24 protein-coding genes and 5 tRNA genes are annotated in these 26,205 nt (G+C 39.4%); 10 read left to right on the top strand and 19 right to left on the bottom strand.

Features of this window, described 5'->3' with window-relative positions:
• Window positions 1-102: 102 nt before the first annotated feature.
• The 3 genes from AACU95_RS05795 to AACU95_RS05785 form a co-directional block, all read right to left on the bottom strand.
• A tRNA-Val gene (locus AACU95_RS05795) sits at window positions 103-178 on the bottom strand.
• A 43-nt stretch (window positions 179-221) separates the two neighbouring features.
• Window positions 222-297: transfer RNA gene (locus tag AACU95_RS05790), tRNA-Val, on the bottom strand.
• A 39-nt stretch (window positions 298-336) separates the two neighbouring features.
• A tRNA-Val gene (locus AACU95_RS05785) sits at window positions 337-412 on the bottom strand.
• Window positions 413-760: 348 nt separating this feature from the next.
• Between AACU95_RS05785 and gltX the strand changes: the two genes are divergently transcribed.
• The 3 genes from gltX (at window position 761) to AACU95_RS05770 (ending at window position 2,514) form a co-directional block, all read left to right on the top strand.
• A complete protein-coding gene (gene gltX / locus AACU95_RS05780; RefSeq protein ID WP_017627976.1) occupies window positions 761-2,179 on the top strand; it encodes a glutamate--tRNA ligase in 1,419 nt (472 codons plus the stop codon).
• Between the two features lie 157 nt (window positions 2,180-2,336).
• Window positions 2,337-2,412 (top strand) — tRNA-Ala (locus AACU95_RS05775).
• A gap of 26 nt (window positions 2,413-2,438) precedes the next feature.
• Window positions 2,439-2,514, top strand: a tRNA-Ala gene (locus AACU95_RS05770).
• Between the two features lie 94 nt (window positions 2,515-2,608).
• Here the strand turns inward: AACU95_RS05770 and AACU95_RS05765 are convergent.
• A complete protein-coding gene (locus AACU95_RS05765; protein ID WP_012368117.1) occupies window positions 2,609-3,361 on the bottom strand; it encodes an SDR family NAD(P)-dependent oxidoreductase in 753 nt (250 codons plus the stop codon).
• 156 nt (window positions 3,362-3,517) lie between these two features.
• Here AACU95_RS05765 and AACU95_RS05760 point away from each other — a divergent pair, with 156 nt between their 5' ends.
• Window positions 3,518-3,958: a MarR family winged helix-turn-helix transcriptional regulator gene (locus AACU95_RS05760; protein ID WP_004248417.1), complete on the top strand. Its 441-nt coding sequence runs from the start codon at window positions 3,518-3,520 to the stop codon at window positions 3,956-3,958.
• Here the strand turns inward: AACU95_RS05760 and AACU95_RS05755 are convergent.
• From AACU95_RS05755 to zipA, 4 genes are all read right to left on the bottom strand, one after another.
• Window positions 3,955-4,176, bottom strand: coding sequence for a DUF3820 family protein (locus AACU95_RS05755; RefSeq protein ID WP_012368118.1), 222 nt, complete (start codon window positions 4,174-4,176; stop codon window positions 3,955-3,957). The two genes, AACU95_RS05760 and AACU95_RS05755, sit on opposite strands and share 4 nt — an antisense overlap.
• Window positions 4,177-4,339: 163 nt before the next feature.
• Entirely contained in the window at window positions 4,340-5,524 is a 1,185-nt protein-coding gene (locus AACU95_RS05750) for a NupC/NupG family nucleoside CNT transporter (RefSeq protein WP_004248418.1), read from the bottom strand.
• A gap of 228 nt (window positions 5,525-5,752) precedes the next feature.
• Window positions 5,753-7,780, bottom strand: a complete 2,028-nt coding sequence (ligA, locus tag AACU95_RS05745) for an NAD-dependent DNA ligase LigA (protein WP_004248419.1) — start codon at window positions 7,778-7,780, stop codon at window positions 5,753-5,755.
• A gap of 174 nt (window positions 7,781-7,954) precedes the next feature.
• The gene (zipA, locus tag AACU95_RS05740) at window positions 7,955-9,007 is read right to left on the bottom strand and encodes a cell division protein ZipA (protein WP_370463168.1); all 1,053 of its coding nucleotides are present in this window, start codon (window positions 9,005-9,007) and stop codon (window positions 7,955-7,957) included.
• Window positions 9,008-9,232: 225 nt separating this feature from the next.
• Here zipA and cysZ point away from each other — a divergent pair, with 225 nt between their 5' ends.
• The 5 genes from cysZ (at window position 9,233) to crr (ending at window position 14,123) form a co-directional block, all read left to right on the top strand.
• Complete coding sequence (cysZ, locus tag AACU95_RS05735; protein WP_004243796.1) at window positions 9,233-10,003, top strand: sulfate transporter CysZ; 771 nt, start codon at window positions 9,233-9,235, stop codon at window positions 10,001-10,003.
• A 148-nt stretch (window positions 10,004-10,151) separates the two neighbouring features.
• Window positions 10,152-11,105, top strand: coding sequence for a cysteine synthase A (gene cysK / locus AACU95_RS05730; RefSeq protein WP_004248422.1), 954 nt, complete (start codon window positions 10,152-10,154; stop codon window positions 11,103-11,105).
• 330 nt (window positions 11,106-11,435) lie between these two features.
• On the top strand, window positions 11,436-11,693 hold the full coding sequence (gene ptsH, locus AACU95_RS05725; RefSeq protein ID WP_004243798.1) for a phosphocarrier protein Hpr: 258 nt from the start codon (window positions 11,436-11,438) through the stop codon (window positions 11,691-11,693).
• A 143-nt stretch (window positions 11,694-11,836) separates the two neighbouring features.
• Window positions 11,837-13,564 (top strand): phosphoenolpyruvate-protein phosphotransferase PtsI, encoded by a 1,728-nt coding sequence (gene ptsI / locus AACU95_RS05720; RefSeq protein ID WP_004243799.1) that lies wholly within the window; start codon window positions 11,837-11,839, stop codon window positions 13,562-13,564.
• Window positions 13,565-13,613: 49 nt separating this feature from the next.
• Window positions 13,614-14,123, top strand: a complete 510-nt coding sequence (gene crr, locus AACU95_RS05715; RefSeq protein WP_004243800.1) for a PTS glucose transporter subunit IIA — start codon at window positions 13,614-13,616, stop codon at window positions 14,121-14,123.
• A 90-nt stretch (window positions 14,124-14,213) separates the two neighbouring features.
• Here crr and cysM read toward each other — a convergent pair whose 3' ends face one another.
• From cysM to AACU95_RS05675, 8 genes are all read right to left on the bottom strand, one after another.
• A complete protein-coding gene (gene cysM, locus AACU95_RS05710) occupies window positions 14,214-15,095 on the bottom strand; it encodes a cysteine synthase CysM (RefSeq protein ID WP_004243801.1) in 882 nt (293 codons plus the stop codon).
• A 205-nt stretch (window positions 15,096-15,300) separates the two neighbouring features.
• Complete coding sequence (cysA, locus tag AACU95_RS05705) at window positions 15,301-16,389, bottom strand: sulfate/thiosulfate ABC transporter ATP-binding protein CysA (RefSeq protein ID WP_017627973.1); 1,089 nt, start codon at window positions 16,387-16,389, stop codon at window positions 15,301-15,303.
• 19 nt (window positions 16,390-16,408) lie between these two features.
• Window positions 16,409-17,251, bottom strand: a complete 843-nt coding sequence (gene cysW, locus AACU95_RS05700; RefSeq protein WP_004243804.1) for a sulfate/thiosulfate ABC transporter permease CysW — start codon at window positions 17,249-17,251, stop codon at window positions 16,409-16,411.
• The gene (cysT, locus tag AACU95_RS05695) at window positions 17,251-18,084 is read right to left on the bottom strand and encodes a sulfate/thiosulfate ABC transporter permease CysT (RefSeq protein WP_004243805.1); all 834 of its coding nucleotides are present in this window, start codon (window positions 18,082-18,084) and stop codon (window positions 17,251-17,253) included. Before cysT ends, cysW begins: the two co-directional genes overlap by 1 nt.
• Window positions 18,084-19,115 carry a thiosulfate ABC transporter substrate-binding protein CysP gene (cysP, locus tag AACU95_RS05690; protein ID WP_004243806.1) on the bottom strand — a complete coding sequence of 344 codons (1,032 nt, stop codon included), beginning with the start codon at window positions 19,113-19,115 and terminating at the stop codon, window positions 18,084-18,086. Before cysP ends, cysT begins: the two co-directional genes overlap by 1 nt.
• 251 nt (window positions 19,116-19,366) lie before the next feature.
• Window positions 19,367-20,263, bottom strand: coding sequence for a Dyp-type peroxidase (locus AACU95_RS05685; protein ID WP_004243807.1), 897 nt, complete (start codon window positions 20,261-20,263; stop codon window positions 19,367-19,369).
• A gap of 148 nt (window positions 20,264-20,411) precedes the next feature.
• The gene (locus AACU95_RS05680) at window positions 20,412-21,002 is read right to left on the bottom strand and encodes an RpoE-regulated lipoprotein (RefSeq protein ID WP_004250642.1); all 591 of its coding nucleotides are present in this window, start codon (window positions 21,000-21,002) and stop codon (window positions 20,412-20,414) included.
• Window positions 21,003-21,296: 294 nt separating this feature from the next.
• Window positions 21,297-21,734: a GNAT family acetyltransferase gene (locus AACU95_RS05675; protein ID WP_004243811.1), complete on the bottom strand. Its 438-nt coding sequence runs from the start codon at window positions 21,732-21,734 to the stop codon at window positions 21,297-21,299.
• A 133-nt stretch (window positions 21,735-21,867) separates the two neighbouring features.
• Between AACU95_RS05675 and hemF the strand changes: the two genes are divergently transcribed.
• Window positions 21,868-22,776 (top strand): oxygen-dependent coproporphyrinogen oxidase, encoded by a 909-nt coding sequence (gene hemF / locus AACU95_RS05670; RefSeq protein ID WP_017627972.1) that lies wholly within the window; start codon window positions 21,868-21,870, stop codon window positions 22,774-22,776.
• Between the two features lie 79 nt (window positions 22,777-22,855).
• On the opposite strand, the gene AACU95_RS05665 is transcribed toward hemF, so the two are convergent.
• The 3 genes from AACU95_RS05665 to bamB all read right to left on the bottom strand — a co-directional run bounded on the left by AACU95_RS05665 (window position 22,856) and on the right by bamB (window position 26,198).
• A complete protein-coding gene (locus AACU95_RS05665) occupies window positions 22,856-23,224 on the bottom strand; it encodes a hypothetical protein (protein ID WP_223293354.1) in 369 nt (122 codons plus the stop codon).
• A 191-nt stretch (window positions 23,225-23,415) separates the two neighbouring features.
• Window positions 23,416-24,906 carry a ribosome biogenesis GTPase Der gene (gene der, locus AACU95_RS05660; RefSeq protein ID WP_017627970.1) on the bottom strand — a complete coding sequence of 497 codons (1,491 nt, stop codon included), beginning with the start codon at window positions 24,904-24,906 and terminating at the stop codon, window positions 23,416-23,418.
• 119 nt (window positions 24,907-25,025) lie between these two features.
• Window positions 25,026-26,198 carry an outer membrane protein assembly factor BamB gene (gene bamB / locus AACU95_RS05655; protein WP_004243816.1) on the bottom strand — a complete coding sequence of 391 codons (1,173 nt, stop codon included), beginning with the start codon at window positions 26,196-26,198 and terminating at the stop codon, window positions 25,026-25,028.
• Window positions 26,199-26,205 lie beyond the last annotated feature (7 nt).

Genomic DNA, 26,205 nt, shown 5'->3' with positions numbered 1-26,205 from the left:
GACTCGAACGCCCGACCAATTGATTAAAAGTCAACTGCTCTACCGACTGAGCTAACGACCCATACCTAACTGTGTGATATTGCGTAAAATAACCGGATGAAGTGGTGGGCGGTATTGGGCTCGAACCAACGACCTCCTCCTTGTAAGGGAGATGCTCTACCAACTGAGCTAACCGCCCACTTCATAATGACTAAATTCTCATTACCACGCTTTAATGTAATTGGTGGGCGGTATTGGGCTCGAACCAACGACCTCCTCCTTGTAAGGGAGATGCTCTACCAACTGAGCTAACCGCCCAATTACATTAAATAATACAACTATCACAACGAATAATAATGGTGGGCGGTATTGGGCTCGAACCAACGACCTCCTCCTTGTAAGGGAGATGCTCTACCAACTGAGCTAACCGCCCGTCGTGATGGGGTGCATTATAGGGATACTGCGCTATGAGTCAACGATTTTTATCGGTTTTTTATCGTAAAAATGATCGTTCGTTTTATTTTTAGTCAAGATGCTTTTTTTAGCACCATAACTGACACAGCAATTAACCAAAATAATCCGTTGTTGTTACTTCGTCAAACAAAAAATAACCTATTTGAAATTTTTCTGCAGGTTAAAAGCTTAATGCCATTGAGGAATTAGCATCCAGTGATAAAATAAAGCAACAATTTCGTTTTTTTGATAATCACGGTTACTTATCTTCTATTTTTGGCTCCTTATATAAGAAAGAATATAAGTAAAACGTACTAAGGCAATCTCAATGAGTAAAATAAAAACCCGTTTTGCACCAAGTCCTACAGGCTATCTACATGTTGGTGGTGCTCGTACTGCACTGTATTCCTGGTTATTTAGCCGTCACAACAAGGGTGAGTTTGTACTTCGTATTGAAGACACCGATTTAGAACGTTCTACTCAACCTGCCATTGATGCAATTATGGACGGTATGAATTGGTTAAATCTAAACTGGGATGAAGGTCCTTACTATCAAACCAAACGCTTTGATCGTTATAATCAAGTTATCGATCAAATGTTAGCAGCTGGTACTGCTTATCGTTGTTATTGTTCTAAAGAACGTTTAGAGAAACTACGTGAAGATCAAATGGCGAAAGGTGAGAAACCTCGCTACGATGGTTGTTGCCGTCACGGTGATCACAACCATACCCCAGATGAACCTCATGTAGTTCGTTTTTTAAATCCTCAAGAAGGATCTGTGATTTTTGATGACAAAATTCGTGGCCCGATTGAGTTTAGTAACCAAGAGCTTGATGACTTAATTATCCGCCGTACTGATGGTTCGCCTACCTATAACTTCTGTGTGGTGATTGATGACTGGGATATGGAAATTACACACGTTATTCGTGGTGAAGATCATATCAACAATACCCCACGTCAGATCAATATATTAAAAGCACTTGGTGCTCCAGTACCTGAATATGCACACGTATCCATGATCTTAGGTGATGATGGTAAAAAATTATCTAAACGCTATAACGCAGTAAGTGTAATGCAATATCGTGATGACGGTTATTTACCAGAAGCGTTATTAAACTACTTAGTACGTTTAGGTTGGTCTCATGGCGACCAAGAGATCTTTAGCATCGATGAAATGATTAAAGAGTTCACTTTAGAAGCTATTAGTAAATCAGCAAGTGCGTTTAATACTGACAAATTACTTTGGTTAAACCATCACTATATTAATACCTTACCTGCTGAACAAGTAGCCGTACACCTAGATTGGCATATCAAACAACAAAATATTGATACTAGTAATGGCCCATCACTGGTTGAATTGATTAAATTACTCGGCGAGCGTTGCAAAACATTAAAAGAGATGGCGGAAAGTTGTCACTACTTTTATGTTGACTTTGATAGTTTCGAAGAAACCGCGGCGAAAAAACACTTACGTCCTGTCGCTCGTCAACCATTAGAAGTAGTTCGTGATAAATTATCAGCAATTACTGATTGGACGGCGGAAAATGTGCATAAAGCAATCCAAGAAACCGCTGAAGAATTAGAAGTTGGTATGGGTAAAGTCGGTATGCCTCTACGTGTTGCTGTCACAGGTGCGGGCCAATCTCCTGCACTAGATGTTACTGTTCATGCTATTGGTAAAGCTCGTAGCATCGCTCGTATTAATAAAGCATTAGATTTTATTACTGACAGAGAAAATCAAGCTTAATTGAGCTGATTATCTTATTTCACAACGAAGAGTCGTCACTTATTTTTAAGCGGCGACTCTTTTTTGTATTCTTTTTCATCAATCAATAAATAATGTGAGATTAAGTGATTGACAGCATTGTGCTTGTTGCCTATTATCAAGCCCGTTCCAGTATGTTGGGGCTATAGCTCAGCTGGGAGAGCGCTTGCATGGCATGCAAGAGGTCAGCGGTTCGATCCCGCTTAGCTCCACCAATATACTTTTGAACAATCCATTATGTGGGGTTATAGCTCAGTTGGGAGAGCGCTTGCATGGCATGCAAGAGGTCAGCGGTTCGATCCCGCTTAGCTCCACCAGAATCTTAAGATCCTGAAGAGAAATCTTCAGGATTTTTTATTTTCACCAATGTATTCACTTAATTAGTGATTCACACTACCCGCAAAGATAAAACTACTGCGCAGTATATCCCCCATCTACCGCATAAAAAGCGCCTGTTGAAAAACTACTCTCATCTGAAAGTAAAAAAGCCACCATATTAGCCACTTCTTTTCGCGTTGCCATTCTCTTCATCGGATGTGTTGATGCCATCCATTGACGAACTTCATCCGGTAACTGTTGCATTCGCGGTGTGTCTACATACCCAGGCCCTATTGCATTCACACGTATACCTTGCTGTGCAAATTCCAAGGCGGCTGAACGGGTGATCCCTAACACAGCATGTTTGGCTGCAGTATAAGCAGAAATACCGGCAATACCGACAATACCATTTGTCGAAGATAAATTAACGATACTCCCTCCACCACTTCTTAGTAAGGCCGGAATACCATATTTCAATCCGTAAAATACGCCGTTAATATCGGTATCCATAACCGCTTTCCAATCATCAATATTATAATCAACAATCGATGTATTATGCGGACCTGTAATACCTGCATTATTCACTAATCCATGTAATGCGCCTGTTTGTGCTAATATTGCTTCAAACATGCTTTTAACTTGCTCAGGTGATGTCATATCTGCTTGTAATGCTATGACTTTTTCACCTGTAGGATCGATTGTGTAAGCGGTTTTTTTAACCTGTTCTAATTGTCGCCCACTTATAAAGACTGTTGCACCCGCTTGATATAATCGTTGGGCAACGCCTTCCCCTACTCCTGTTGCAGCCCCAGTCACTAACACCGTTTTGCCTTCAAAATAACTCATATTCACCTCAGTTCACTTAGTTTAAGTAATTAACTTTAGTTAATCATGTTAAATAGGATATTTGATTAACTAAAGTTAATCAATATAAATTTTCTTCAGCTAAAATGAGCTGTTATTATTAACTTCAATTAATTTGATAGAAAAATGTAGGTACTAATGGAGCAACTTGAGCTAGAAAATGCCCTATCGCTTTTACAGTGTACTCTGGTTGCACAACGCACCCGTTATACACCAGAGCAAGTAACTTGGGGACAATATGATATTTTAGAATTATTGCGTTTACGCGGTGATTTAACGCCCTCTCAACTTTGTGAAATTTTAGCTATCTCACGCCAAAATTTATCTAAGTTTATGCGAGGATTAAAATCATTAGGTTTTATTGCTCAGGATCGTTCTAAGAAAGATAAACGTGAATTAATTACGCATTTAACAGATGAAGGTAAAGCTTTTTTAGCAAGAGCCGCTTTAGGCCGAAAACAGAACGCACAGAAGCTACAAGCGCAATTAACACCTGCAGAACAAGCTATGTTTATTGAATTGAGTCATAAAGTTATTAACGCACTAATAGCGGATAAGTTACCTACAGAGCCTGATTAATGCGACTGCTTTAATGGTTTTAGTAACCCTTCTAAGCCATCAATTTTAATTGCTAGGGTCATTTCCATTAGTTGCCCTAGCTTTCCTTCAGGGAAGGTGCCTTTCTTGGCAAACCACAATAAATACTCTTCAGGTAAATCCACCAGCATTCGCCCTTTATATTTACCAAATGGCATTTGTGTGTTGGCTATATCTATAAGATGCTGTTTTTCTAGCATGATCTCTATCGCTTTATCGAGAAGGAATGATAAGGATTATAAGGTAATTTAACGATAAAAAAAGCAGTACCGACGGGTACTGCTTGATTTATGTTACATGATAACTAAGTTATCCATCTTACATTGTTATTTATTTCACATGCTATCTGTCTTATCTCAATGATTAAACAAACAGGCCTGTGATAGCAGCAGATAAGAAGCTAACTAGCGTAGAACCAAATAGTAATTTAAGACCAAAACGAGAAACCACATTACCTTGCATTTCGTTCAGACCTTTAATAGCCCCTGCAACAATACCGATAGAAGAGAAGTTAGCAAATGAGACTAAGAAGACAGATAAGATCCCAACAGAGCGAGGTGTTAATTCAGCAGCTAGATCTTGCAAGCTTCCCATCGCGACGAATTCATTAGAGACTAATTTAGTTGCCATCACACTACCTACACGTAATGCATCTTGCTCAGGTATACCAATCACCCATGCTAATGGATAGAACACATAACCTAAGCAATCTTGGAAACTAATACCGAAAATCATACTAAAGATAGCGTTTACCGCAGCAATTAATGCGATAAAACCAATCAACATTGCCGCAACGATTAAAGCAACTTTGAAACCAGCTAAGATATATTCACCTAACATTTCGAAGAAGCTTTGACCTTCATGCAGATTCCCCATCTGGATATCTTCTTCATTTTCAACAGAATATGGGTTAATCACTGATAGGATAACGAAAGTACTGAACATATTCAGAACCAGTGCAGCAACAACGTATTTAGGATCAAGCATAGTCATATAAGCACCAACAATTGACATTGATACCGTAGACATCGCTGTCGCCGCCATAGTGTACATACGGCGCTGAGACATTTTGCCCAATACATCTTTATAAGCGATAAAGTTCTCAGATTGGCCAAGCACTAAGGAGCTAACCGCATTAAACGATTCTAGTTTCCCCATACCGTTCACTTTGGACAGCACTGTACCGATAATGCGGATCACGAAAGGCAATACTTTGATATGTTGCAAAATACCAATTAATGCAGAAATAAAGATGATAGGACATAATACATTCAAGAAGAAGAATGCTAGACCACCTTTCATCATACCACCGAAGACGAACTCAGTACCTTGTGCGGCATAACCTAATAAGTGATCAAATAGCCCAGCGAAACCACGGACAAAGCCTTCACCAATATCAGAATTGAGGAAGAACCATGCCAATGCGATTTCAATAATTAATAACTGCACAATATAACGCAGACGGATCCCTTTGCGGTTATTACTTGCAATAAATGCTAATGCACCAATAACTGCGAGAGCCAAAACAAAGTGAATGATAGAAGACATGCATGCTCCAAAAATAAAAATAAATCTTGGAGAGCATTTTATGTAACGCGTAACATTACGATGTGATTATTGTCACAATACAGTGAAACCATATACACACTATTTATTAAATAAGATAGGTTGATCACACTTTAGGAGTAACTTAAGTAACACGAAATGTGAATTTAGCTTAAATTAAAGATGCTACTGAGAACTGCTCTCAATAGCATCTAAGTTTATTGTAAACGATTATTTAGATTGATCAAGCAAGCGGATCATTTCGTCTTCATCAATAACAGTAATACCTAATTCATTTGCTTTGGCTAATTTAGAACCCGCCGCTTCACCAGCAATGACCATATCTGTCTTTTTCGAAACACTACCACTCACTTTTGCACCAAGTGCAACTAATCTATCTTTTGCTTCATCTCGCGTTAATTGAGAAAGAGAGCCTGTCAGCACGACTGTTTTACCAGCAAAAGGATTATCACCTGCTTCATGAGTAGCCACAACCGGTGCCGGCCAAGTAATGCCAATGTCATTAACAAGTTGATCAATCACATTTTTATTATGTTCTTCTTGGAAAAAATTAACCACATGCTTTGCAACAATATCACCCACATCAGGAACTGCCTTTAAGGCTTCAATATTTGCTTCACGTAATGCCTCTAATGAAACAAAATGAGCGGTTAATCCATTGGCCGTTGCTTCTCCTACTTCACGAATACCAAGGGCATAGATAAAACGGGCAAAAGTGGTTGATTTTGCTTTTTCTAATGCATTAAGCAGTTTTTTGGCTGATTTCTCCCCCATACGTTCTAAACCAGATAAGATCTTTTCATCTAAACGGAATAAATCAGCCGGTGTTTTGACATACTCTTTTTCAACCAATTGGTCGATAATTTTATCTCCCATGCCGTCAACATCCATCGCACGACGAGAAACGAAATGTTTAAGCGCCTCTTTACGTTGCGCTGCACAAATTAATCCCCCCGTGCAGCGGGCAACAGCCTCACCTTCTATACGCTCAATATCAGATTGACAAATAGGGCATTGGGTTGGAAAAACAATTTCTTGTGCATTCTCAGGGCGTTTTTCTTCAATCACACTCACAACCTGAGGAATAACATCGCCTGCACGGCGAATAACCACCGTATCACCAATACGTAATCCTAAACGTTCAATTTCATCAGCATTATGAAGTGTGGCATTACTGACTATTACCCCTGCCACTTGTACGGGATCTAAACGAGCGACAGGTGTAATCGCCCCTGTACGCCCCACTTGAAATTCAACATCTTTAATCACCGTCATCTGCTCTTGGGCTTGGAATTTGTAAGCAATCGCCCAACGGGGAGCACGAGACACAAATCCCAACTCTTCTTGTAGAGCTATATCATCTACTTTGATAACCACACCATCAATATCAAAGCCTAGATTAGGGCGAATTTCTGCTACATGATGGTAAAAATCAAGTACAGCTTTAGTTCCGGTACATAATTTAATAGCATCACTAACAGGTAATCCCCATTTTTTAAATTGCTGTAAACGTGCATAATGACTTGTCGGTAATTCACCGCCTTCAAGCACGCCAACACCATAACAGAAGAAAGTCAAAGGGCGCTTGGCTGTAATACGAGGATCTAACTGACGTAATGAACCCGCTGCTGCATTACGAGGATTAGCAAATACTTTTCCTCCCGTGCGTCGAGCTTCTTCATTTAAATGCTCAAACCCTTTTTCAGTCATAAAGACTTCTCCACGAATTTCAATTCGTGCGGGGATATTATCGCCATATAAACGCAAAGGAATGGCTTTAATGGTTCTGACATTCTCAGTAATATTTTCTCCAGTGGTACCATCACCACGGGTTGCAGCTTGTACTAAGCGACCATTTTCATACAGTAGACTTACCGCAAGTCCATCTAATTTTAATTCACAACAAAAAGTGATCTCTTCATTATTTTTCAGACGTTCACGTAAACGTTTATCAAATGCTAAATAGGTTGTTTCATCAAAAGCATTATCTAAAGAGAGCATTGGAATTTCATGTCTAACTTGCTCAAAAGCCGTTAAAGGTAATGCCCCTACCCGTTGAGTAGGAGAATCTGGGGTAATGAGTTCAGGATGTTCGGCTTCTAATGCTTTTAGCTTATTCATTAAGCGATCGTATTCAGCATCAGGAATTTCAGGTGCGTCCATGACATGATAGAGATATTCATGGTGACGTAGTGTAACGCGAAGTTCATCAATTTGTTGTTGAATATTTTGATTCATGAGGTATCACCAAAGAAAGAAAAGCCCCCGCAAGCGGGGGCTGAGGTTGTTGGCAATGTGAGAAAAACCAAGTTTCCCCACTTTGTATTATCAGCCGAAAATCAAGTCATTAATTTTCCTGATTTCTTTAAATCTATCCAACCTAGCACCGCAAGCGAGCTTTTGATAAAAAGACTATTGATGTAAATCTAGTGTTCTACGAATTCTAGATTTATAAAGTTCAATTTTTTGTGGTGTTAACAGTTTGCGCTCTTCATCAAGCACAACACCGCCCACATCAGAGGCAATACGCTGAGCTGCTTGCAACATCAATTTAAAGTTTTGATTAGCATCACCATAAGATGGCACCATCATAAACATGGATACGCCAGGCGTGGTTAATTCAGCCATCGTATCAATATTGAAAGTACCCGGTTTTACCATATTGGCAAGACTAAACAATACAGGGCCATTACCCGTCGGGTTAAGATGTCGATGGAAAATATTCATCGCACCAAACTGGAAACCCGCTTGAATAATGCTCTGCATTAACACCTCACCGTCAAGCATTTGACCATGATGAGCGCTGACATTTAATACTAATACCAGCTCTTCCTCTGCTTTTGGCTCTTCTGATCCGGATAAAGCTTGCTCAGCTTGTTTCACATCCGATGAGGTTTCAGCATCCAATGGCCTATCTGTATCAGTGGTATGTATTTCATCACTAGCAACAGAGTTCGACGATTCTGGTATCGGCTCTACATCGGCAAGTTTTGTCTCACTAATATCACCTTCTTTTACATCAGCATGGTTTACCTCTACCTCGGGTATCGGTTGTTTTTGCTGAGGCGCAGAGTCATTATTTTGTTCAATAACATCAAAAACACCAAGACTAGGCTCTCGTTGTAATGAAGTATCGTTAGAATGTCCCTGTGCTGGTGTTCCAGACATAAGTGGATCTTTATCTGCAACTGAGGATTGTGGCGCAAGTGTTGGCTCCGATTTAACCGGTGGCACACTTTGAGCCTCCTGCGTTGAAGTTAAAGACGACATCTGATGATTTGCCTCAGTATACTGGGGTTCATCATCGTTCTCATCTGACTGATAATTCTGTTTCTGACGTTTTACTGGGCGATTACGGAAAAGCTTAGAACGCTCTTTTCGACCAATCCATAAGCCGTGTAATAACAAAGCTATGATTAAAATCGCACCAACAACGATTAATATCAGACGCAAATTTTGCTGCATCATTTCTATCTCTGTTGTCTTGAGGTTTAATAGCCACAATGGCGAATATTACTTTTACTAAGAGTATTTGCCAATGCTTATAAGTGCAAGCCAATACTTAATTTTCTTGTCACAAAGATACACTCTTCAATACCTTATGCGCATTTTTTAGACAATTTATCACTAGTAAGGCTGATTATCTCTCTATATGATACTAGCTTGCCCTTATAGGAGAGAATAGGAAGTATGACAAATTTGACAGAATCGACCAAAAATTTAAATGGATTTCACTATTTTGCACTTGGGTGGCGATTAATTACTCGCCCGGGTCTAAAACGTTTTGTTATTTTACCCTTACTTGCCAATATTATTATTCTCGGTAGTGCCTTTTGGTGGTTATATGGCCAGATTGGTGAAATGGTCAATTGGATGATGGAAAAAGTCCCTGATTGGCTACAGTGGTTAAGCTATGTTATCTGGCCACTGTCAGTTATTTTTATTTTGCTGGTCTTTACCTATTTCTTTAGCACCATAGCCAATATTATCGCTTCGCCTTTTAATGGATTATTAGCGGAAAAATTAGAAGGCCAAATAACGGGTATTAATCCTCCGGATACCGGCTTATTAGGTATTACAAAAGATATTCCACGTATTTTAAAACGAGAAATCATCAAGGTCGTTTATTATTTGCCAAGAGCCATTGTATTGTTATTGCTCTATTTTGTTCCCGTTGTTGGACAAACTATCGCCCCAATTCTTTGGTTTATATTTGGTGCTTGGATGATGGCAATCCAATATAACGACTTTCCATTCGATAACCATAAAGTCTCTTTCGCCAATATGAAATCAACGCTGAAAAAAGACAAATGGAACAATTTACAATTTGGTATGGTAATTAATATCTTCACTATGATCCCAATCTTAAACCTAGTCATTATGCCGGTTGCAATTTGTGGTGCCACTGCCATGTGGTGTGATCGATATCGTCATCAACATGTACAAGCAGGCCAGTGGTAATACCACTGGTTTCATTGTGATTAGAATCTTTTGGAATAAAAAGTAAAAAAAGTTATAAGGATATTCATAAAGCTTATTTCCATCTTTTGCTTGATGGCGTATGGTAATTTCATCTGACCTTATAAAAAATCATGTACCGAGGATAAAAATGAGCAAAATTTTCGAAGATAACTCGCAAACTATTGGCCATACCCCCCTAGTTCGTTTAAAACATTTCGGTAATGGCAATATCTTAGCTAAAGTAGAATCTCGTAATCCAAGCTTTAGTGTAAAATGCCGTATCGGTGCAAATATGATTTGGGATGCAGAAAAAAAAGGTATCCTGAAACCCGGCGTAGAGCTAGTTGAGCCAACCAGTGGTAATACTGGGATTGCCTTGGCTTATGTAGCTGCTGCGCGTGGCTATAAGCTGACACTGACTATGCCTGATACCATGAGTATTGAGCGCCGTAAATTATTAAAAGCATTAGGTGCTAACCTTGTGTTAACTGAGGGCGCTAAAGGTATGAAGGGAGCGATTGATAAAGCGAACGAAATTCGTGATAGCGATCCTAGCCGTTACCTTCTACTACAACAATTTAGTAATCCAGCAAACCCAGAAATTCATGAGAAAACCACAGGCCCTGAAATTTGGAATGACACTGATGGCAAAGTTGATGTAGTTATCGCAGGTGTCGGAACGGGTGGTACCATCACGGGTATTGGTCGCTATTTGAAAAATACTCAAGGTAAAGCTGTCACCATGGTTGCGGTAGAACCTAAAGATTCTCCTGTTATTAGCCAAGCATTAGCAGGTGAAGAAATTAAGCCTGGTCCACATAAAATCCAAGGTATTGGTGCAGGTTTTATCCCTGAAAACTTAGAGTTATCACTATTAGATCGCGTGATCCAAATTACTAACGAAGAAGCATTTGAAACAGCTCGTGACGTTATGACCAAAGAAGGTATTTTAGCGGGTATTTCATCCGGTGCGGCAATTGCGGCTGCAGTGAAATTAGCTAAAGAGCCAGAATTTGCTAATAAGGAAATCGTAGTGATTTTACCTTCTTCAGGTGAACGTTATCTCAGCACCCCACTTTTTGCTGATATCTCTGACAGCTAAATCGCGTCACCTAAAATGTAAAATATTTATTAAAAAAGCACCTTCAGGGTGCTTTTTTTGTGGTAGAGATCAAACTTTGTTATCCAGATAGGTGATTTATTCTGTCGAGTTTAGTATTTAATCAAGTAATTATTTCGAAGGTCGAAATTAATCAGAAAATAGGCAAGTGATAAAAACAGCACTGCTTTCAATTTCTGGGGACTATTTTTATCGGATAACGTAACATGGCTTATATTATCTGATATTGCTACGCAAAGCAGGACAATTTCATCTACACTTACTAAGTCCTGACTTAATGTGAATAATTGAGTTATAAAAGGAAAAAATCCTATGTACCAGCAAGAAGTTACTATTACAGCACCAAACGGCTTACATACTCGTCCTGCAGCACAGTTAGTAAAAGAGGCTAAAACTTTCTCTTCTGATATTAGTCTTATTTCTGGTGGTAAATCAGCCAGCGCGAAGAGCTTATTCAAATTACAAACTTTAGGATTAACCCAAGGTACTGTAGTCACTATTTCTGCTGAAGGCGAAGATGAAAAACAAGCAGTAGAACATTTAGTTAAGTTAATGGCTGAGTTAGAGTAATCCAGTTACCTTTCGCTATTCATTAACGTCCTATTTTCCCCTGAAAATCGCTCAGGGGAATTTATAACTCGATGATTTTAAAACAGCAGTGTCTCTTGATCCTATTTTTTTAAAATTATCACCAGCAAGTCGTAGGATAAATTATGATTTCAGGAATTTTAGCTTCACCGGGTATCGCATTTGGTCAAGCTCTTCTACTTAAAGAAGAACCTATTATTATTAGCCAACGTAAAATCCAAAGTGACGAAGTTGACACCCAAATCGAACGTTTTAAAGATGGTCGTAATAAATCAGCGCAACAACTAGAAATCATTAAAGCCCGTGCTGAAAAAAATCTTGGTGCCGATAAAGCTGAGATTTTTGAAGGCCATATTATGTTATTAGAAGATGAGGAACTCGAACAAGAGATCATATCCCTCATCAAAAGTGACAAGAAAACCGCAGAAGCAGCGGTTCAATCTGTTATTGAAGATCAGGCAACCGCATTAGAAGCCTTAGATGATGAGTACTTAAAAGAGCGTGCGGCTGACGTTCGTGATATTGGTAAGCGCTTAATGCGTAATATCTTAGAGATGCCAATTATCGATTTAAGTGCTATTTCTGAAAAAGTGATTTTAGTTGCTACAGATTTAACGCCATCAGAAACAGCGCAGCTTAGCTTAGACAATGTGTTAGGCTTTATCACTGACTTAGGGGGCAGAACATCGCACACCTCTATCATGGCACGCTCTTTAGAGATCCCAGCGATTGTTGGCACATCTAATGCAACAGAAACCATTAAAAAAGAAGATTATCTGGTTCTTGATGCGATTAACAATAAAATCATTATTAATCCTTCTGATGAAGAGCTCGAAGCATTAAAGGCTATCAAAGAAGAGTACCTACATGAAAAAGAAGAGCTGGCAAAACTAAAAGATTTACCAGCAATTACCCTTGATGGGCATCAAGTTGAAGTTTGCGCTAATATAGGTACTGTACGTGATGTCGCAGGTGCTGAGCGTAATGGTGCGGAAGGTGTTGGACTCTATCGTACTGAATTCCTATTTATGGATAGAGATTCCTTACCAACAGAAGAAGAGCAATTCCAAGCTTATAAAGCTGTGGCTGAAGCTGTAGGCAGTCCTGCGGTCATTATCCGTACTATGGATATTGGTGGCGATAAAGACTTACCTTACATGAATTTACCGAAAGAAGAGAATCCATTCTTAGGTTGGCGTGCAATTCGTATTTGTCTTGACCGCAAAGAGATCCTTCATCCACAATTACGTGCTATCTTAAGAGCGTCTGCTTTTGGTAAACTACGTATTATGTTTCCAATGATTATCTCTGTTGAAGAGATCCGAGCATTGAAAGCGGAACTTGAAATACTGAAAAGCCAGCTTCGTGAAGAAAATAAGCCTTTTGATGAATCTATCGAAGTCGGTGTTATGGTTGAAACGCCAGCAGCGGCTGTTATGGCTCGCCATATGGCAAAAGAAGTTGACTTTTTCAGTATTGGGACTAACGATCTAACACAATATACTCTGGCTGTAGACCGTGGAAATGAGCTGATATCTCATCTATATAATCCAATGTCACCTGCTGTACTTAATCTGATTAAACAGGTGATTGATGCATCACACGCTGAAGGTAAATGGACTGGAATGTGTGGTGAGCTTGCCGGGGATGAACGGGCAACAATGTTGCTTCTGGGCATGGGATTAGATGAGTTTAGTATGAGTGCTATATCAATTCCTCGCATCAAAAAAATTATTCGTAACGCCAATTTTGATGATGCAAAAGCACTGGCAGAGCAAGCACTTGCTCAGCCGACTGCAAAGGAATTAATGGACTTAGTAGAAACTTTTACTAAAGAAAAAACACTGTGCTAATAACGTTAGCCAGAGCCCGGTCCCAACTAAAATAATTAGGAGAAGATTCATGGGTCTGTTTGATAAATTAAAATCACTGGTTTCAGAGGAAAAGAAAGGCAGTGGCACGATTGATATTGTTGCACCACTTTCTGGTGAAATCGTCAATATCGAAGATGTTCCTGATGTTGTTTTCGCTGAAAAAATTGTAGGTGACGGTATTGCTATCAAACCTGCTGGTCATAAAATTGTTGCACCAGTTGATGGTACTATCGGTAAAATTTTCGAGACTAACCATGCTTTCTCTATTGAGTCTGACAACGGTATCGAATTATTTGTCCACTTCGGTATCGACACAGTTGAACTAAAAGGTGAAGGATTTAAACGTATCGCTGAAGAAGGTCAACAAGTTAAAGTCGGTGATACTGTTTTAGAATTTGATTTAGCTGTTTTAGAAGAAAAAGCAAAATCGGTATTAACACCGGTTGTAATTTCTAATATGGATGAAATCCAAGGTTTAACTAAAATGACAGGCCCAGTAACTGTTGGTGAAACCGTTGTAATGCAGATCAAAAAATAATTTTTAATCTGTTCTCACTTTTAAACCGCCACATTTCCTCTGTGGCGGTTTTTATATGCAAGCGAATGAGCTTTAACGAGCGCAGAAAACTCAACCAAACACCCCAGTTGATAAATAGCGATCGCCTCTATCACAAATAATCGCCACAATCACAGCCCCTGGGTTCTCTTTAGCAACGCGTATTGCACCAGCTACGGCTCCCCCAGAACTAACGCCACAGAATATACCTTCTTTACTCGCTAATAGGCGCATGGTTTGTTCTGCTTCTGTTTGGGACATATCTATAACACTATCAACCAACTCTTTTCGAAAAATACCGGGTAAATAGGCTGGAGACCAACGACGAATACCCGGAATTTGACTTTTTTCTTCCGGTTGTAAACCGACAATTTTTACTGTGTCCGATTGTGTTTTTAGGTAACTCCCCACCCCAGTTATCGTACCTGTTGTTCCCATGCTAGAAACAAAATGGGTAATACGCCCTTGAGTCTGTTGCCAAATTTCAGGGCCAGTTGAAGTAAAATGCGCTCGAGGGTTATCGGGGTTATTAAACTGATCTAATACCTTGCCTTCACCTTTACGCTCCATTTCTTGCGCTAAATCTCTCGCCCCTTCCATACCAATTTCGCGGCTAACCAAAATAAGCTCGGCGCCATACGCTTGCATGGATGCTTGACGCTCTTTACTCATATTTTCTGGCATTAATAATTTTAGTCGATAACCTTTTACTGCCGCTATCATCGCTAAAGCAATCCCTGTATTACCACTGGTTGCCTCAATTAATGTATCGCCAGGTTTAATTTCACCGCGTAATTCAGCTTGCTCAATCATCGATAACGCGGCTCTATCTTTCACAGAACCCGCCGGATTATTACCTTCAAGCTTAACCCATATTTCTGCATCTAATCCTTGTGAAAGTCGTTGTAATTTGACCAATGGTGTATTACCAATAAATTGTTCTAAGCCTGCCACAATAAATCCCTGATCATTTATTTGTTTGTATTAATGAAGAAATCATATTTAACTTATTAACGCAATAAAATTAACATTTTTTAATAGATTTTATTCTTTTTCGTGTTATAGCCTGTATAGTCAGTTTTACTCAATAGCCAAAATACCCATGCAAAAAAATCTGCATGGGCAGTCATTAACTGTAATAAAAGAATAATGCTATTTTTTAAGCTGTGTATGCCAGTGAAACTGTTGTTAAGGGACGCTCTTGTGCATATAACCGCGCTTTTGCACCGCCCATATAGTAAATATCACCTTTATGGGGTATTGATGTCATATCATTCCATACCGCGCTAATTGGCGTATTTCCCCACTCAATAGGCTGTAAAACCAATTGCCAATAGTGTCCTTTAGGAGTCACTTCTATTACTTTGACGGGAAGTTTACATAAGCTATCACTATGCGGGTTAAGTGAAATTTCCCAAGGGCGCAAAAAAACATCAACTTTGCCTTGATAGAGCGGCGTAACCGATAAAGGTAAGTGATAGCCAGCAATTTGTAATTGCGCACCATTAATTTCACCTTGGAGATGATTAACATCACCGAGAAATTCTAAAACAAAGCGACTTTCAGGCGTGTGCCAAACTTGTTGCGGTGTACCCACTTGTTCGATTTTGCCATTTCCCATAATAACGATGCGATCAGCGACTTCCATTGCTTCTTGTTGATCATGGGTGACAAAAACACTGGTAAATTTAAGCTCACTATGTAATTCCCGTAGCCAACTGCGTAATTCAGTTCTCACTTTGGCATCTAACGCACCGAAAGGCTCATCGAGTAATAAAATTTGTGGCTCTACAGCCAATGCTCTCGCTAAAGCTACGCGCTGTTTTTGCCCTCCTGAAAGTTGTGCAGGATAACGCTGTGCTAAATGAGGCAGTTGGATCATCTCTAATAATTGCGTGACTTTTTTATCAATCGCGGCTTTGTTAGGACGTTCGCGACGTGGTAATACGGTTAAGCCAAAGGCAATATTTTCAAATACCGTCATATGGCGAAACAGTGCATAGTGTTGGAAAACAAACCCAACTTTGCGCTCGCGGGCATGTAAACGACTGACATCTTGCCCTGCAAAACAGATTTTACCTTCCGTTTGATGCTCAAGTCCTGCAATGATACGTAATAGTGTGGTTTTACCTGAGCCTGATGGCCCCAATAGCGCCATCATCTCACCGGAATTGACCGTTAAATTCACGTCATGCAACACTTCAGTGCGATCAAAATATTTTGTGACATGATTAATTTCAATACTCATATTTTGCCCCTGTTTTGCGTTATTGCTGACGTTCTAAATGCCATTGCAACGCACTTTTAACCATTAATGTAATAATTGCCATCATGGCAAGTAATGCTGCTGCCGTAAAAGCCCCCACAGTGTTGTAGTCTTGGTGCAAAAGTTCGACCTGTAAAGGCAGTGAATAGGTTTCACCACGAATAGCACCCGAAACAACAGAGACGGCACCAAATTCCCCTATAGCACGTGCATTTGTTAAAACCACACCGTAGAGCAATGCCCAACGAATATTAGGTAATGTCACTCGCCAAAACATTTTCCAACTACTGGCACCTAATAATACAGCAGCTTCATCCTCTTGGCTTCCTTGGCTCATCATCACTGGGACAAGCTCTCTCACGACAAAAGGACAAGTGACAAATACCGTCACTAATACCATACCGGGCCAAGAGAACATTAACTGAATATCGAATTGTTCCAACCACTGCCCTGCCCAACCATTGCTACCATAAAAAAGCAGATAGAGCAGTCCCGCAACGACAGGAGATACCGCAAATGGGATATCAATCAGCGTCATTAACCACTGACGACCCGGAAAACGAAAACGCGTAACAAGCCATGCCATACTAATACCAAACAACATATTTATCGGTACAGTAATTAAAGCGATAAGTAGCGTAAGCCAAACAGCATGTAACATATCGCTATCTAGCAAGTTGTCGGTAAATATTTCTATGCCTTTTGAAAACGCAGTCATAAAGATCCACGCAATAGGCACCACTAAAAATAAAATGGATAACACAACGCCTGTAAGGATCAATCCCCATTTTACCCAATCAATTTGGCGACGATAAAGAGAGCGTTGTTGCGCTATATCCGACATTAGTGCCCCCTTAATCGCTTGCCAAAGCGACTTTGTAATCCATTAATTGAAAACAGTAAGACTAATGAAACCAATAAAATAACAGAAGCGACCGCGCTGGCTGCAGGATAATCAAACTCCTGTAATCGAATAAATATCATCAAAGAAACCACTTCGGTCTGCCATGCAATATTGCCAGCAATAAAAATAACAGCACCAAATTCCCCTAAACTACGCGTAAAAGAGAGCGCAGTACCGGCTAATAACGCCGGAGACAATTCAGGTAACACAACTTTACGGAACGTTTGCCAACGGTTTGCCCCTAATGTTTCAGCCGCTTCTTCATATTCAGGGCCTAACTCTTCTAAAACAGGTTGCACTGTTCTGACCACAAACGGCAAACTAGTAAAAGACATCGCCACAGCAATACCAATCCATGTATTGATCACCTTGATATCAAACTTATCTAACACCAAGCCATACCATCCTTGTGTAGAAAACAACGTTGCTAAGGTTAATCCCGCTACCGCTGTAGGTAAGGCAAAAGGTAAATCCATTAATCCATCAAGAAACTTTCTGCCGGGGAAACGATAGCGCGTAATGATCCACGCTAATAACATGCCAAAAATAGCATTAAAAATACTTGCAACACCGGCTGACAACAAAGTGACTTTATACGCTGCCACAATTTGAGGGTGGGTTATCACCGCCCAATATTGTGCCCAACTCATTTCAGATAACTGCACAACCAGCGCACTCATAGGTAGCAATAAGATCAAACAAGTATAAAAAAGCGTACTACCTAAACTAAGCCCAAATCCGGGTAATACTCGCTTGCTGGCTGTGGCAAACATTATTGGCGTCCTTCTAATAATAATTTATCTAGCGTGCCATCTGTAGCAAAATGCGTTTTCATCACTTGGTTCCAATCACCAAACACATCTTCAATGGTAAATAATGAAGTGGCTGGAAATTGATCTGCTTTTTTCGCCATCACCGCTTTATCATTTACGCGATAGTTAAATTGTGTGATGATCTCCTGAGCTCTCGGGCTATATAAATAATTTAGGTAAGCTTTGGCGAGGGTTTCTGTTTTATTGCGTTGCACATTTTTATCAATCCATGCCACAGGAAACTCCGCTAAAATATCTACAGGAGGGACAATAACTTGATAATCATCTTCACCATATTGCTGGCGAATATTATTTACTTCAGACTCAAAACTAATTAAAACATCACCAAGTCCACGTTCAATAAATGAGGTCGTTGCCCCCCGTCCCCCGGTATCAAATACCGCAACATTTTTAAGTAACTTTGTCATAGCATCACGGGTTTGCGCTTCATTTCCATAAGCTTTTTCAAACGCTCCCCATGCGGCTAAATAGGTATAACGACCGTTACCTGATGTTTTTGGGTTAGGGAAAACCACTTTGACATCTTCACGGGTCAAATCTTGCCAAGAAGTGATATTTTTAGGATTTCCTTTACGAACCAAATAGGCCATTGTGGAATAATAAGGTGAGCTATTATTAGGTAGACGTTGTTGCCAATCAGCAGGAATAAGCTTGCCTTTATCATGCAAAATTTGTACATCCGTCACCTGGTTATAAGTGACAACATCCGCAGGTAAACCTTGTAATATGGCTAATGCTTGTTTAGAAGAGCCAGCATGGGACTGTTTGATAGTGACTTTGTCATCAGGATGTTGAGCATCCCATTGAGTTTTAAAATCACTATTAAGCTGTGTAAATAACTCGCGAGCAATATCGTAAGAGCTATTAAGTAATTGAGCTGCATTTGCATAACTACTCGCAACCAAAGACAATGCAACGGTTGCCTGTAATGCAAAAGTTCGGATTGTTTTGTTCTTCATTATAGTACCCATCAGCGTAAGTCTTATTCTAATGGTTACTCTATCGGCTTTATTTATAACAGTGTAGTTAGCTTTTGTTATTTGATATAACTAATAGCTATTATAAATGGATAAAGAGTGAGATTGCCCAAATAAATAAGCATCATAATGATTTAACTGAAAATAATTCAACATTGAGATATCGAGAAACGACCTCGTCAAAATAAAAACGCCAGCATAGTAAATGATACTGGCGTGGCAAAATAGTAGTGTAACGCTAAGACTTACAGAGCGGCTAATACTTCATAAGAAGGAGCGAAATAGTAGCTACCTGTCACAGGTTTACTCATACGCAGTAAATCATCGTATTTACCATCAACTTCACCAAACATACTGAGTAATTGCTGTTCAATATTATATAAACGACCACAGTAAGCTAAGAAATAGAGACCATGTTTACCACTAGCAGTTCCATAAGGTAAGCTATGACGCAAAATCGCTAACTCTTCACCATTTTCTTCAATGGCAACACGGGATACATGAGAGGTAATATTGCGTTCTGATTCATCCAACTCAATGCTCTCTTTTTTAGTACGACCAATCATTTTTTCTTGATCTGATTCACTAAAACGCGCCCATTTTTTTAGGTTATGCTCATAGCGTTGAACTAAAACATAGCTACCACCAGCATCAATACCTTCATTAATTAAAGCAACACCATAGCGCTCGTCACCAACTGGATTTTCTGAGCCGTCAATAAAACCACTAAGATCACGCTCTTCAATCCAGCGGAAACCGTGGATCTCTTCTTCTATTTGGAGCACGTTACCAAAAGCAGCTATTGCAGCTTGCGCTAATGAGAAATTCACATCATGACGCATGGATTGGATATGGATAAGCATATCGCGCTGAGTCGCAGGAGCTAACCCTTTACCTAATGGACGAAATGGCTTTAACTCTGGCGCACTATTATTATCTGATAATTTTTTCCAAAGATCTGAACCAAAAGCTACTACGGCACCTAATGAAGCATCAGGATACTGTTTTTGTAATTCGCTAAGGGATTGCATAAATTGTTGGCAGCCTTGACGTAGTTGATCAATTTCCCCCACCACCATTGCTTCAATAAATAGACCGAATTTACTATGTGCGACTAAAATACCGCTTTGTGCATGAGACATATTGCTTCCCTAATAAATAATAAAAAACATATAAATTAATGTGGTTTATTATATCCAACATTTATTTTTAGGCTTTGCTATTTAACAAATTTTTGTTAGCAGAAAAGGTAAATATAAAATTATTTTATTAATAACACTTAAAAATAACCTATTTTTGCCAAACAATTTGTGTTACCTGCCAATTTGCTAATGTTTCATCGGGTGGCATTAGACCATCAGGGCCATCCCATTGCCCAGCAAAAACATAGCTCACTGATTTTGCTTGTTCTGATTGGCATTGAATGGTTTTTTGCTTATCAACTTTCGGCCCGTTACTGCACATACCAAATGCTTTTTTATAAATATCTTTAAATGGTGTACCTATTGTCGTTCCCCACGCTGTTTTCGCATTAGGATCAGATACCGTGATTTTATCTACTGTGCCCTTTTCTTGGCCATAAAAAGCCACTTGTACTTTTTCATCTTCAAGTGCTTGCACAATAACTATAATATTGCCTTGTTGCATTTCCATTCCTTGTCGGTAATGGAAACGGCTACCCAACTCTTTTTCGATCGCTTGCTCTGTCACTGCCGTTGAAGCAGTGATATTACCTAATCCATTTGCAGAAACCGTTAACGTCTCATTTGAGAACCAATTCATTGGATTAAGTGCAGAAAAAGACATTCCCCCCATGGATGAACAGCCACTTAATAGCAAGACACTTGTGCTTAAGCACAAGGGTAACCAAAATTTAGGCATTATAAATACTCCATTTCACTTTTTCGTTATAAATTCAATTGATGCTAAGGCAACAAGTTTTTACTCGCGTTAAACTAAAATAACTGAATACTTCAGACTAGTTACGACCATAACTCAGCCAAGTTTGTTCCCTTAAATCGACAATATCAGATTTTATCCAGTAAATAAGCAAGGTTAAGTTCTTTTTTATCGAGGCAACATCATGATAGGAAAGAAAGTACAAAAAAAGAAAATCCTCTCTATTAACCGATTAAAATTATCTTAACAGTCAATAAAAGAGGATTTAGCGAAGAATTAAAGATCGAAGTCCTGATCGATAATTAGGCGTTTAGTGTAAGCCGTATTCTCTTGATTTTGATCTTCATAGAGAAGCTTTTCAAACATACAAATAGTGGCATCGTTCTCTTCGGGGATCATTAAAGTAATTTGTGGACACCCTTTTGCAATGAGTTTTTTCTCTAGCCGAGAGATTAGTGCATTGGCAATTCCTCTACCGCGAAACTCAGGATGAACGCCCAAATAGTAAAGCGAGCCACGATGACCATCATAGCCTCCCATTACACTACCGACTATTTCGCCAGCAACCTCTGCGATTAAAAAGAGATCGGGGGAGTGGTTAATCTTTCGTTCAATATCAATTTCAGGATCATTTTCTGGTGAGATCAAGTCGCAACGTTCCCAAAGTGTAATGATTGCCTCAAAATCATCTTGACGGAATACACGTATTTCCATTGTTTTGCCTGTTATCTTTCACAAGTTACTAAATTTATTATCCCTTGTTTACTTTATCAATCAACTTCAAAATGAGAGCATAGGTCATATCGCGTTCCATTTTTAATAAATATGATAAAAACTGTAGGTTATTATGAGTTTACCTGATATTCATCGTGTGCAATCATTTTTTTTGTCGTTGCAAGATAGTATTTGCCATGCTATTGAAAATATAGACCAAAAAGCAACCTTTCAGCAAGATAATTGGCAAAGAGAAGCTGGCGGTGGTGGTCGTACTCGAGTGCTCACCCAAGGTGCTATTTTTGAACAAGCGGGTGTTAATTTTTCCCATGTTTATGGAGATGCCTTACCTGCATCAGCCACGGCTCATCGCCCTGAATTAAGCGGTCGTCGTTTTCAAGCAATGGGCGTTTCATTAGTTATTCACCCTCTTAATCCCTATATTCCTACTTCACATGCAAATGTTCGTTTTTTTATTGCTGAAAAAGAGGGAGAAGATCCTGTATGGTGGTTTGGTGGAGGCTTTGACTTAACGCCTTATTATGGATTTGAAGAAGATGTTATCCATTGGCATAAAGTTGCTAAATCTGTGTGTGATCCCTTTAGCCAAGATTATTATGCTCGATATAAAAAATGGTGTGATGACTATTTTTATTTAAAACATCGTAACGAGCCGCGTGGCGTCGGTGGTCTATTTTTTGATGACTTAAACACTCCTGATTTCGATCACTGTTTTGAATTTGTACAACATGTCGGGCAAGGCTACCTGGATGCCTACTTGCCGATTGTCGAAAAACGCAAATCTATACCCTGGGGAGAGCGTGAACGCCAATTCCAACTTTATCGCCGTGGCCGTTATGTCGAGTTTAATTTGGTTTGGGATAGAGGCACGCTATTTGGTTTACAAAGTGGCGGACGTACTGAATCCATTTTAATGTCAATGCCACCATTAGTGCGCTTTGCATATGATTATCGCCCTGAACCTAATACTCCCGAAGCTAAGCTGTATACTGATTTTTTAATTCACAAAGAGTGGGTATAGCAGTTACTGACGCATTAAAACTAAAGCCATTTATTTATTATAATTGGCTTTAGTTTGGTAAAAATTACTGCTTTATTAATTAGTCATTAAATAAAAAGGCGAGTAATCCAGTCACTTTATTTTTATTTTCCCACCCCTCTCCTCTCATACAAATATCAAAATACTGTTTACGCTCTGCTTCATTGGCATCATAACGAGAATAGGAATGATAATTTGAATTAGGAATAGTAACTTCTTTACCATCTACTGTTATCGTTGAAGAAGAAGGATAGCTATAATTTGGCGTTGAACTCAAATAATGCTCAGGGTAGCGTTGTTTTGCTTCTTGCATACATAGATTTTTAGCGATATCTAAAGGTGTGGGATTTTTCATATTTACTTGCCATTTTTCTGGCGTAGCACAGCCAGAAAGTAAAAAAATAGCAAAACCCATAGTTATTTTTTTCAAAGTAAAAAACTCATTAATACGAATAGTAATCAGTTACAATTTAACTGTTTTTTGAAAAAAATAATTAATTTTTGCTTAAATTGTTTCGATTTCTTTTATGAAAGTATGAAGAATTCATCAATAATCAATAAAAAAACTGAGTCCAGTGAAACGAACTCAGTTTTTATTCTACATTTAACTGGCTATTTAATTTATTTTGATTTCTTTAAATGAGCCATTAAACGCTTACGTTTACGTATTTGCGAAGCTGTTAATTTATTTTTCTTATCCGCATAAGGGTTTTCCCCTTCTTTAAATTGAATACGGATAGGAGTTCCCATCACTTGTAGTGTGCGACGGAAATAATTCATTAAATAGCGTTTATAGCTATCAGGTAAATCAGACACTTGGTTACCATGAATAACCACGACAGGTGGATTATATCCCCCAGCATGGGCATATTTCATTTTTACACGGCGTCCACGAATAAGAGGGGGTTGGTGATCATCCTCTGCCATCTTCATTATGCGCGTCAACATTGATGTACCAACACGACGTGTCGCGCAAGTATAGGCTTCTTGAATCGACTCAAACAGATTACCAACACCACTACCATGTAATGCCGAGATAAAATGAACGCGGGCAAAATCAACAAAACCTAATTTGAGATCAAGCATATCTTTAACTTGTTCGCGATCTTCTTGGGTCATACCATCCCATTTATTGACAGCAATAACTAAAGAGCGTCCAGAATTAAGAATATAACCTAATAAAGAGAGATCTTGATCTGAAATCCCCTCACGAGCATCAATAACAAGTAGTGCAACATTACAATCTTCAATCGCTTGTAATGTTTTGATCACTGAGAATTTTTCTACCGTTTCTTTTACTTTTCCGCGTTTACGAACGCCAGCGGTATCAATAAGGATATACTCCTTATCATCACGCTCCATCGGTATGTAAATACTATCACGGGTAGTGCCTGGCATATCGTAAACTACAACACGCTCTTCACCTAACATACGGTTAGTCAGAGTTGATTTACCTACATTAGGGCGGCCTACAATAGCTAATTTAACAGGAAGTGTTGTCGGATCGAAATCCTCCTCTTCTTCCTCTTCTTCTTGCTCTTTCTGCTCTGCTTCTAAAGCAGCCCAATAAGCGGCATTCTCTTCTTCTTCTGTTAATTCTTTCTCTTCTTCGACGACTTTACCCACAATAGGTAACAACGCTTGCTCAATCAGTTGAGAAACACCACGACCATGTGAAGCTGCAATAGGGAATATTTCCCCTAATCCTAAAGAGTAGAAATCAGCCAAAGCGGTATCAATATCGATACCATCTGTTTTATTCGCCACTAAATAGGTTTTTTTCTCAACACCACGCAAGTGTTTAGCAATACCTTGGTCGGCTGGCATTAATCCTGCTCGCGCATCGACTAAAAATAGCACAATATCGGCTTCTTGAATGGCTTGCAGTGATTGTGATGCCATATGGGTTTCTACACCCTCTTCTGCACCATCAATACCACCAGTATCAATGATAATAAACTCTTCACCGTCTAATTCTGCACGACCATATTTACGGTCACGGGTAAGTCCAGGAAAATCCGCAACTAATGCGTCTCTTGTGCGTGTTAGTCGGTTAAATAATGTGGATTTTCCCACATTAGGGCGCCCTACTAAGGCAATAACGGGTATCATTTTTTGATGCCTCATAAAAATACAATCATAAATCTGATGGTATTTTACATGTAAATACTAAAAAGACGAAACGGCTCCTTTAAAGGAGCCGTAAAATAATTATATTTGTCAGTGCTTAATTACCGACGATATAGATAAAGTTTACCGTCACGTGCTTGGATCATCAGTTTATCTTGAACAGCCTGTGGACGGCTTAATAAACCTGAGCTATTTACTTTATTTTGAGCAATAAATTTGCCTGTACTGGTATCAATCCAATGGAGATAGCCTTCTGCATCTCCCACCACTAAATAACCATCAACGATAGCCGGGGCGGTTAAATTACGGTGCAGTAGATCTTCTTGTGTCCATAATGTCACACCATCAGATTTGCGCACAGCTAAAACTCGGTCATTTTGGTCAACAAGGTATAGATTGTCACCCAAAAGTACCATGTCATTAACTGAACCTAAATCACGTTTCCAGATGATCTGTCCTGAACGCATATCTAGACTGACTAAATTACCGTTGTAAGCCATGGCATAAACAGTATTTTCATCAATAATTGGCGTAATATCGACATCATTTAAGCGGCTGATCTCAGTAGAACCTTTCACTTGTGAAATATTTTGCTGCCAAACTAATTGCCCTTGAGATAACACCACCGCACTAACACGGCCATTATCAGCGCCCACAATCGCTGCACCATAAGCAACAGCCGGTGCTGATTCACCACGTACGGATAATGATGGTGTATCTAAGTTGACCGTCCATGATACTTCACCTGTCAGCAAATCAAGCCCTTGCAACATACCGTTACTGGTATGAATAAGCACTAAACCATCACTAACAACAGGTTTGGAAATCGCTTCTCCGGCAACATCTGTCTCCCAATCAATAGAGCCATCATCTGTATTTAAAGCATACACTTTTGCTTTTTCTGTGCCGACAAAAACACGAGTACCAGAGACGGTTAAACCACCGGAAAGTAATGCTGATTCATTAGAGGAGAAGAAACCTTTTTTAGTTGAGAGATCTTGAGACCAAATCTCTTTACCCGTTTCTAATTCTAATGCTTTAACTACCCCATGGCGATCAGCGACATACACAACTGAACCATCCCATGCTGGTGACAAGTGGGAATAGTATTTTCCAATACCATTGCCAACCGATTTGTCCCACACCACATAAGGGGTAAATTGGCTCTGCACCTCAGGCAATGGAGACATTGTCACATTATCCTGCTCACTAGAACACCCAGCTAATAATGCTGATGCTAGTAGACCGATCAGGAGAGTTTTACGCAGTTGCATGTCTGAA

It is taken from the genome of Proteus sp. G4415, assembly GCF_963896075.1.
GTDB lineage: Bacteria > Pseudomonadota > Gammaproteobacteria > Enterobacterales > Enterobacteriaceae > Proteus > Proteus mirabilis.
Note: the sequence above shows the minus strand (reverse complement) of the source record. Positions and strands in the feature narration are given on the sequence as shown.

Coding starts and splice junctions, on each gene's coding strand:
- gltX (WP_017627976.1), top strand. CDS start 761: ATGAGTAAAATAAAAACCCGTTTTGCACCAAGTCCTACAGGCTATCTA.
- AACU95_RS05765 (WP_012368117.1), bottom strand. CDS start 3,361: ATGAGTTATTTTGAAGGCAAAACGGTGTTAGTGACTGGGGCTGCAACA.
- AACU95_RS05760 (WP_004248417.1), top strand. CDS start 3,518: ATGGAGCAACTTGAGCTAGAAAATGCCCTATCGCTTTTACAGTGTACT.
- AACU95_RS05755 (WP_012368118.1), bottom strand. CDS start 4,176: ATGCTAGAAAAACAGCATCTTATAGATATAGCCAACACACAAATGCCA.
- AACU95_RS05750 (WP_004248418.1), bottom strand. CDS start 5,524: ATGTCTTCTATCATTCACTTTGTTTTGGCTCTCGCAGTTATTGGTGCA.
- ligA (WP_004248419.1), bottom strand. CDS start 7,780: ATGAATCAAAATATTCAACAACAAATTGATGAACTTCGCGTTACACTA.
- zipA (WP_370463168.1), bottom strand. CDS start 9,007: ATGCAGCAAAATTTGCGTCTGATATTAATCGTTGTTGGTGCGATTTTA.
- cysZ (WP_004243796.1), top strand. CDS start 9,233: ATGACAAATTTGACAGAATCGACCAAAAATTTAAATGGATTTCACTAT.
- cysK (WP_004248422.1), top strand. CDS start 10,152: ATGAGCAAAATTTTCGAAGATAACTCGCAAACTATTGGCCATACCCCC.
- ptsH (WP_004243798.1), top strand. CDS start 11,436: ATGTACCAGCAAGAAGTTACTATTACAGCACCAAACGGCTTACATACT.
- ptsI (WP_004243799.1), top strand. CDS start 11,837: ATGATTTCAGGAATTTTAGCTTCACCGGGTATCGCATTTGGTCAAGCT.
- crr (WP_004243800.1), top strand. CDS start 13,614: ATGGGTCTGTTTGATAAATTAAAATCACTGGTTTCAGAGGAAAAGAAA.
- cysA (WP_017627973.1), bottom strand. CDS start 16,389: ATGAGTATTGAAATTAATCATGTCACAAAATATTTTGATCGCACTGAA.
- cysW (WP_004243804.1), bottom strand. CDS start 17,251: ATGTCGGATATAGCGCAACAACGCTCTCTTTATCGTCGCCAAATTGAT.
- cysT (WP_004243805.1), bottom strand. CDS start 18,084: ATGTTTGCCACAGCCAGCAAGCGAGTATTACCCGGATTTGGGCTTAGT.
- cysP (WP_004243806.1), bottom strand. CDS start 19,115: ATGGGTACTATAATGAAGAACAAAACAATCCGAACTTTTGCATTACAG.
- AACU95_RS05685 (WP_004243807.1), bottom strand. CDS start 20,263: ATGTCTCATGCACAAAGCGGTATTTTAGTCGCACATAGTAAATTCGGT.
- AACU95_RS05680 (WP_004250642.1), bottom strand. CDS start 21,002: ATGCCTAAATTTTGGTTACCCTTGTGCTTAAGCACAAGTGTCTTGCTA.
- AACU95_RS05675 (WP_004243811.1), bottom strand. CDS start 21,734: ATGGAAATACGTGTATTCCGTCAAGATGATTTTGAGGCAATCATTACA.
- hemF (WP_017627972.1), top strand. CDS start 21,868: ATGAGTTTACCTGATATTCATCGTGTGCAATCATTTTTTTTGTCGTTG.
- der (WP_017627970.1), bottom strand. CDS start 24,906: ATGATACCCGTTATTGCCTTAGTAGGGCGCCCTAATGTGGGAAAATCC.
- bamB (WP_004243816.1), bottom strand. CDS start 26,198: ATGCAACTGCGTAAAACTCTCCTGATCGGTCTACTAGCATCAGCATTA.